Source organism: Paraburkholderia sp. JHI869, assembly GCF_038900775.1.
Classification (GTDB): domain Bacteria; phylum Pseudomonadota; class Gammaproteobacteria; order Burkholderiales; family Burkholderiaceae; genus Paraburkholderia.
In genome coordinates, this window is sequence record NZ_JAYMSC010000069.1 from 1 (window position 1) to 8321 (window position 8321).

The following is an 8321-nucleotide window of genomic DNA, read 5'->3' on the forward strand; positions in this document are numbered from 1 at the left end:
TCGTGATCTGACCGTTGATGGTCGTCACGTCACCTTGCAGCGTCGTCACGTCGCCAGCGAGATTCGTCACGTTACCGGCCAGGTTCGACACGTTGGTGTTCGTCGCGTACAGCTGCGAACCGTTCACGGCGTCGAGGCTCGATGCGCTCAGCACGCCGTTTGCCACGTTGTGCAGTGCTACTGCCGAGGTCGCACCCGTGCCGCCCAGCGTCACCGATTCATGCGCCGACGAGTCGTACAGCACCGCATCAGCCAGTTGGCCCTGCATGTTCGTGATCTGACCGTTGATGGTCGTCACGTCACCGGCGAGGTTCGTCACGTTACCCGCCAGATTCGACACGTTCGTGTTCGTCGCGTACAGCTGCGAGCCGTTCACTGCGTCGAGGCTCGATGCGCTCAGCGCGCCGTTCGCTACGTTGTGCAGCGCCACTGCCGAGGTCGCACCCGTGCCACCGAGCGTCACCGAGTCGTGAGCCGACGAGTCGTACAGAACCGAATCGGCCAGTTGACCGTTGATGTTCGTGATGTCGCCGGCAAGGTTCGAGATGTTGCCCTGGATGGTCGTCACGTCGCCAGCCAGATTCGACACATTTGTGTTCGTCGCATACAGCTGCGAGCCATTCACGGCGTCGAGGCTCGACGTGCTCAGCGTGCCATTCGCCACATTGTGCAGCGCCACTGCCGAGGTCGCACCCGTGCCGCCCAGCGTCACCGAGTCGTGTGCCGACGAGTCGTACAGCACGGCGTCGGCCAGTTGCCCCTGCATGTTCGTGATCTGACCATTGATGGTCGTCACGTCACCTTGCAGCGTCGTCACGTCGCCAGCGAGATTCGTCACATTACCGGCCAGATTTGACACGTTCGTGTTCGTCGCGTACAGCTGCGAGCCGTTCACTGCGTCGAGGCTCGATGCGCTCAGCGCGCCGTTCGCTACGTTGTGCAGCGCTACTGCCGAAGTCGCACCCGTGCCACCCAGCGTCACCGAGTCATGCGCCGACGAGTCGTACAGAACCGCATCAGCCAGTTGGCCCTGCATGTTCGTGATCTGACCGTTGATGGTCGTCACGTCACCAGCGAGGTTCGTCACGTTGCCCGCCAGGTTCGACACGTTCGTGTTCGTCGCATACAGCTGCGAGCCGTTCACTGCATCGAGGCTCGATGCGTTCAGCGCGCCGTTCGCCACATTGTGCAGCGCCACTGCCGAGGTTGCATCCGTGCCGCCCAACGTCACCGAATTGTGAGCCGACGAGTCGTACAGAACCGAATCGGCCAGTTGACCGTTGATGTTCGTGATGTCGCCGGCAAGGTTCGAGATGTTGCCCTGGATGGTCGTCACGTCGCCAGCCAGATTCGACACATTTGTGTTCGTCGCATAAAGCTGCGAGCCGTTCACTGCGTCGGTGCTCGATGCGTTCAGTGCACCGTTCGCCACGTTATGCAGCGCCACTGCCGAGGTCGCGCCCGTGCCGCCCAGCGTCACCGAATTGTGAGTCGATGAGTCGTACAGCACCGCATCGGCAAGCTTGCCATTGATGTTCGTGATCTGGCCGTTGATGGTCGTCACGTTACCAGCCAGGTTCGACACGTTCGTGTTCGTCGCGTACAGCTGCGAGCCGTTCACCGCATCGAGGCTCGATGCATTCAGCGCGCCGTTGGCTACGTTATGCAGCGCCACTGCCGAAGTCGCACCCGTGCCGCCCAGCGTCACCGAGTTGTGCGCGGACGAGTCATACAGCACCGCATCGTTAAGCTTGCCGTTGATGTTCGTGATCTGCCCGTTGATGGTCGTCACGTTGCCAGCCAGATTCGACACGTTCGTGTTCGTCGCGTACAGCTGCGAGCCGTTCACTGCGTCGGTGCTCGTCGAGCTCAGCGCACCGTTCGCCACGTTGTGCAGCGCCACCGGCGTGCTCGCACCCGTGCCGCCCAGCGTCACCGAGTTGTGCGCGGACGAGTCGTACAGCACCGCATCGGCAAGCTTGCCGTTGATGGTCGTGATCTGGCCGTTGATGGTCGTCACGTTGCCAGCCAGGTTCGACACGTTCGTGTTCGTCGCGTACAGCTGCGAGCCGTTCACCGCGTCGAGGCTCGTCGCGCTCAGCGCACCGTTCGCCACGTTGTGCAGCGCCACCGGCGTGCTCGCACCCGTGCCGCCCAGCGTCACCGAGTTGTGCGCGGACGAGTCGTACATCACCGCATCGGCGAGCTTGCCGTTGATGGTCGTGATCTGCCCGTTGATGGTCGTCACGTTGCCCTGCAGCGTCGTGACCGAACCCTGAAGGTTCGAGATGCTGGTCGTGTTGGCCGTGATCTGCGTGTCGGCCGCGTACAGTTGCGAGCCGTTCACCGCGTCCGTGCTCGACGCCGTCACCTGGCCTGCCGCCACGTTCGTGATGGTGCGCTCGGCGCCTGCTTTGCCTACGCTCACCGTACCGGTCGGAGCCGTGCCCGCATACGTATAGGTCGTGCCGCCGATCACACCGCTCGTCGTGCCCACCGCGGCAGCCGTGCTTGCGCCATTGCCCAGTGCCACCGAGTTCGCCGTCGTGGCCTGTGCGCCAGACCCCAATGCCATGGCGTTGGCCGCCGTTGCCTTCGCGCTCCCGCCCAACGCAGTCGCCCCCGCAGCGTTCGCCTGCGAGCCCGTGCCGATTGCCGTTGCATAGGTACCGCCGCCAGACGCGAGGGCCGTGGAGCCGAGCGCCACATCCCCCGTTCCGGTCGCCTGCGACTGGTTACCCGTCGCCACGGACGCGTAGCCCAGCGCCTGCGCGTTGGTGCCCGTCGCGATCGCAGACGTCCCCGCAGCGGTAGCGGCCGGTCCGATCGCCGTCGAATCCGTGCCTGTTGCCGACGAATCAGCCTGCGTCGAGTTCGTGTGGAAGTACTTGATACCGCCACCGTTCACGATGTTGTTCACCGAGTTGGTGACATTCGATACGTTCGCGTTCGTCGCGTAAAGCTGCGAGCCGTTCACTGCGTCGGTGCTCGTCGCGCTCAGCGCACCGTTGGCCACGTTATGCAGCGCCACCGGCGTGCTCGCGCCCGTGCCGCCCAGCGTCACCGAGTTGTGCGCGGACGAGTCGTACATCACCGCATCGGCGAGCTTGCCGTTGATGGTCGTGATCTGGCCGTTGATGGTCGTGACGTTGCCCTGCAGCGTCGTGACCGAACCCTGAAGGTTCGAGATGCTGGTCGTGTTGGCCGTGATCTGCGTGTCGGCCGCGTACAGTTGCGAGCCGTTCACCGCGTCCGTGCTCGACGCCGTCACCTGGCCTGCCGCCACGTTCTGGATCTGGCGCGTTGCGCCAGCCGTGCCCACGCTCACCACGCCAGTGGGCGTGCCGCCTGCGTAGTTGTACGTCGTGCCACCGATCACACCGCTCGAAGTCGTCACAGCAGCAGCCGTGGTCGCACTGTTACCCAGCGCCACCGAATTGGCCACGCTTGCGTTGGCGCCAGCACCGATCGCGGTCGAATAGCTGCCGCCAGCGATCGCGCTCGTGCCCATGGCCACGCTGTGATCACCGCTCGCGGTTGCCTTCCAGCCGACGGCCTCCGAGCTGTTGCCCGTAGCCGTAGCCAACCGGCCCAACGCCGTTGCCTGGGTGGTCGCCAGTGCGCCAGCGCCGAGCGCAGTACCATCGTAGCCAGACGTGGTCGCACTCAAGCCGATGGCCGTGTTATTACCCCAGCTAGAAGTCCCTGTTGCGTTCGCATTGATACCGATCGCGATATCTCCGCCATATCCGGCGGAACCACCGGTGGCAGTCGTTACGGCCTGTGCGTTGGAGCCAATGGCAATACTGCCGTAACCGCCCCCGACACCGGCCGTCGAATTGATTGCGGTTGCGCCAGGACCAATGGCCAGTGACGACGTAGTCGTCGCGTTGCCGGTCGCCGTTGCGCCATAGCCAAGCGCCACATCGCCAGTGAAGGAAGCCAGGGCCTGCGGACCAATCGCGGTCGAGTTCGTGCCCGTGGCCGACGAATCCGCCAACGTCGAGTTCGTGTGGAAGTATTTGATGCCGCCACCATTGGTGATGTTATTCACCGTGTTGGTGACATTCGTCACGTTCGCGTTCGTCGCGTTGAGCTGCGAGCCGTTCACCGCATCGGTGCTCGTCGCGCTCAGCGCACCGTTGGCCACGTTGTGCAGCGCCACCGGCGTGCTCGCGCCCGTGCCGCCCAGCGTCACCGAGTTGTGCGCGGACGAGTCGTACATCACCGCATCGGCGAGCTTGCCGTTGATGGTCGTGATCTGCCCGTTGATGGTCGTCACGTTGCCCTGCAGCGTCGTGACCGAACCCTGAAGGTTCGAGATGCTGGTCGTGTTGGCCGTGATCTGCGTGTCGGCCGCGTACAGTTGCGAGCCGTTCACCGCGTCCGTGCTCGACGCCGTCACCTGGCCTGCCGCCACGTTCGTGAGGGTGCGCTCGGCGCCTGCTTTGCCTACGCTCACCGTACCGGTCGGAGCCGTGCCCGCATACGTATAGGTCGTGCCGCCGATCACACCGCTCGTCGTGCCCACCGCGGCAGCCGTGCTTGCGCCATTGCCCAGCGCCACCGAGTTCGCCGTCGTGGCCTGTGCGCCATACCCCAATGCCATGGCGTTGGCTGCCGTTGCCTTCGCGCTCCCGCCCAACGCAGTCGCCCCCGCAGCGTTCGCCTGCGAGCCCGTGCCGATTGCCGTTGCATACGTACCGCCGCCAGACGCGAGGGCCGTGGAGCCGAGCGCCACATCCCCCGTTCCGGTCGCCTGCGACTGGTTACCCGTCGCCACGGACGCGTAGCCCAGCGCCTGCGCGTTGGTGCCCGTCGCGATCGCAGACGTCCCCGCAGCGGTAGCGGCCGGTCCGATCGCCGTCGAATCCGTGCCTGTTGCCGACGAATCAGCCTGCGTCGAGTTCGTGTGGAAGTACTTGATACCGCCACCGTTCACGATGTTGTTCACCGAGTTGGTGACATTCGTCACGTTCGCGTTCGTCGCGTACAGCTGCGAGCCGTTCACCGCATCGGTGCTCGTCGCGCTCAGCGCACCGTTGGCCACGTTATGCAGCGCCACCGGCGTGCTCGCCCCCGTGCCGCCCAGCGTCACCGAGTTGTGCGCGGACGAGTCGTACAGCACCGCATCGGCAAGCTTGCCGTTGATGGTCGTGATCTGGCCGTTGATGGTCGTCACGTTGCCCTGCAGCGTCGTGACCGAACCCGAAAGGCTCGAGATGCTCGTCGTGTTGGCCGTGACCTGCGTGTTGGTCGCGTACAGCTGCGAGCCGTTCACCGCATCCGTGCTCGTGGCCGTCACACGGCCCGCCGCCACGTTCGTGAGGGTGCGTTCCGCACCCGCCGCGCCCACGCTCACCGTGCCCGTCGGGCTCGTGCCAGCGTAGTTGTACGTCGTGCCGCCGATCACACCGCTCGCCGTACCCACCGCTGCCGCCGTGGTCGCGCCATTGCCCAGCGCCACCGAGTTCGCCGTCGTAGCCTGGGCGCCTGCGCCGAGTGCCAGCGCGTTCGTGGCCGTCGCAGTGGCCGAAGCACCGGCGGCGAACGCCTGGGTGCCGCTCGCAGTCGCTGCGTAACCAATCGAGTCGGAGAAAGCCCCGGTTGCAGCCGAATTGAAGCCAACCGCAACGCTGCCGTTGCCCGACGTGGACGAGTTTGCGCCGACCGCCACCGAGTTCAGGCCACCCGTCTTTGCATTCCCACCGAGCGCTGTGTTATGCCCCCATGTGCCGTCCCCCGTCGCATTGGCCCCTTGGCCCACGGCCGTGTTGTAGCCGGATCCCGCTCCGCCAGCATTGGAGGTCGTATTGGATTGTGCGCTGTCGCCAATCGCGATATTGCCCAGTCCCGCGTTAGAGGCGCCTGATCCATTGATCGCCTGCGCGTTGCCGATGGCGATGTTGCCGGAGTTGGTCGCGGTCGCGCCATTGCCAATAGCAACCGTGTTGGTTGCGCTGGCAACGGCGGCTGGGCCGACTGCAATGCTGTTCGTGCCCGTGGCCGACGAATCCGCCAACGTCGAGTTCGTGTGGAAGTACTTAGTCCCGCCAGTGTTGTTGATATTGTTGATGGCGTTGTTCAACTGGCCGAGCGCCGTATCGACGGTATTGAACGCGGCGTTGATATTGGTCTGCGGACCGGTCGTGCCATCAATGGAGTTGGCGTTTGTCAACGCAAAGCTTGGCTTGCTCAGGGTGCCGTCGGCATTCACCGCGGAGCCCCCGCCAATCGCGGAGGCGAGCGAGTAGCTCAAGCCGTACAACTGCGAGCCGTTGACTGCATCGCCACTGTTCGACGAGATAATGCCATTGCCTAGACTGATGATCTTGCTGCCATTCAGACTGGTCTGGTTATACAAAATGATGCCGCTGCCACCCGTGATGCTCACCACGCCGGTAACGCCATTGACACCAATAGCAGCCTGAGTGGAGTTCGACGCCGCCCCGCCATAGATCTTGTTGTTGGCATCGCCGTTGATCCAGACAGCGTTCGCCTGAGCACAAGTCGTGTTCGTATAAACGCTCGTATTGCTAGCAACCAGCGTCGAGCCCGTATTCGAGCCAGACTGGCAGGTTTCAACAAGACCACCAGTAACAGCAAACGCCGCCGGCGAAAACGCGCCAAATACCGCAAGTGCCAGTGCCGTCGGACCAACGCTCAAACGCCCGAGAGCGCCAGCAACCGAATCGCCGCTCACGACGTCGGAACCGCCTGCACCCTTGCTCCGCCCACGCGCGTTTTCCTGGACGGCAACCCACGTCTGCGCAGACTCGTTCCAGACCGAACGATATGCCTTATTCATCTGTAATCCTTAATGATCTTTCAAGATCTACAAAAATTTGACGGGGTATGTCGTCCCGCCGGAAATTGCACGCGAACCGGCTCGGCCGTCGCTCGTTTCCGGCTCGCTACCGACGAAGCATCAATTTCTGCTTTCGTCTCGCCAGCCGGATCAACGGCCCGATCGATTCCATGAGCTCAAGTGTCTGCTCCGCCGGGTTTCGAACCAATCAGACGAGTTCGATTAACGGGATACAACGCCATCTGTTGCGCGACGCGCGCGGTGAAGGAGTGAGGGGGTCGCGGACAGTGCAGCCACCCGGGCAGTACCAGGGCCTCCCGCGCAGCCAGTGAAGGCGTGAGCCGAAAGCAGTCCAGAGGGGTGTTTGCGAACATTGCGCTGACACACATCTGGCGGGCAAAGGCACTACCCGCTATGTGGCACGAATGTTACGGAGAGGAAACAGCGAGACGTATCGGACGATTCTTATTTTTGCGCCCAGAAATGCGCTTTTGTCCGGAATTTAAAACAAGTGTTAGGGAAGTTTTAAGACCAGGCCGGCGCCTGCTTCAAAAGCGCCGGCCAACCGCGTTCGGGGATTACCGATACGCGTTGATCGTGTCGCGCGTTGCCTTGGCGGCTGTTGCAGCTGCCTGCGCGTAGTCCTCACCCTTGCTCGCGTAGATGATCGCGCGCGAGGAGTTGATGAGCATGCCCGTGCCGTTGGCGGTGCGGCCGGCCTTCACGGTCGCTTCGACATCGCCGCCTTGCGCGCCAATGCCGGGAATCAGCAGCGGCATGTCGCCGACGATACCGCGCACCGTTTCGATTTCCTTCGGGAAGGTGGCGCCCACCACGAGGCCCAGCTCGCCGCTCGCGTTCCACTTCTGTGCGGCGAGACCCGCCACGATCTGATAGAGCGGCTTGCCATCGACGGTCAGGAACTGCAGGTCGGAGCCGCCTGGGTTCGACGTGCGGCATAGCACGATCACGCCCTTACCTTTGTGCTCGAGCCACGGTTCCACCGAATCGAAGCCCATATAGGGGTTGACCGTCACCGCGTCAGCCTTGAAGCGTTCGAACGCTTCGCGTGCGTACTGCTCGGCCGTGCTGCCGATGTCGCCGCGCTTGGCGTCGAGAATCACGGGCAGGCCAGGATGCTTTTCGTGGATGTGCGCGATCAGCGCTTCGAGCTGGTCTTCGGCGCGATGCGCGGCGAAGTAGGCGATCTGCGGCTTGAACGAGCACGCGTAGGCCGCCGTGGCATCGACGATGTCGCGGCAAAACTCGAAGATCGCGTCGCTGCGGCCCGCCAGCGCGGTGGGAAATTTCGTGGGCTCGGGATCGAGGCCCACGCCCAGCAGCGAACCGGTGCGCTGCCAGGCGGCGCCGAGGGTCTGGGTGAAGGAGGTCATGGTGTTTGCTCGCGGCGAGCCGGTGAAGGGAAAACGGCGCGTATTTTACCCGGCTTGCGAAGCGGTGCTCCGCGCCGGCGTCATCGGCACGTTCGCGCAAGCCGGGCGGCCGCCCGGCT

General features: G+C 63.8%; 2 protein-coding genes. Both read right to left on the reverse strand.

Annotation, left to right across the window (positions count from 1 at the left end; all coding sequences use genetic code 11):
• Positions 1–6808: ESPR-type extended signal peptide-containing protein (locus VSR72_RS43645; protein WP_342958365.1), on the reverse strand; the 6808-nt coding region annotated here is incomplete at its 3' end.
• A 578-nt stretch (positions 6809–7386) separates the two neighbouring features.
• Entirely contained in the window at positions 7387–8202 is an 816-nt protein-coding gene (gene pyrF / locus VSR72_RS43650; RefSeq protein ID WP_342958366.1) for an orotidine-5'-phosphate decarboxylase, read from the reverse strand.
• Between the last annotated feature and the right edge of the window lie 119 nt (positions 8203–8321).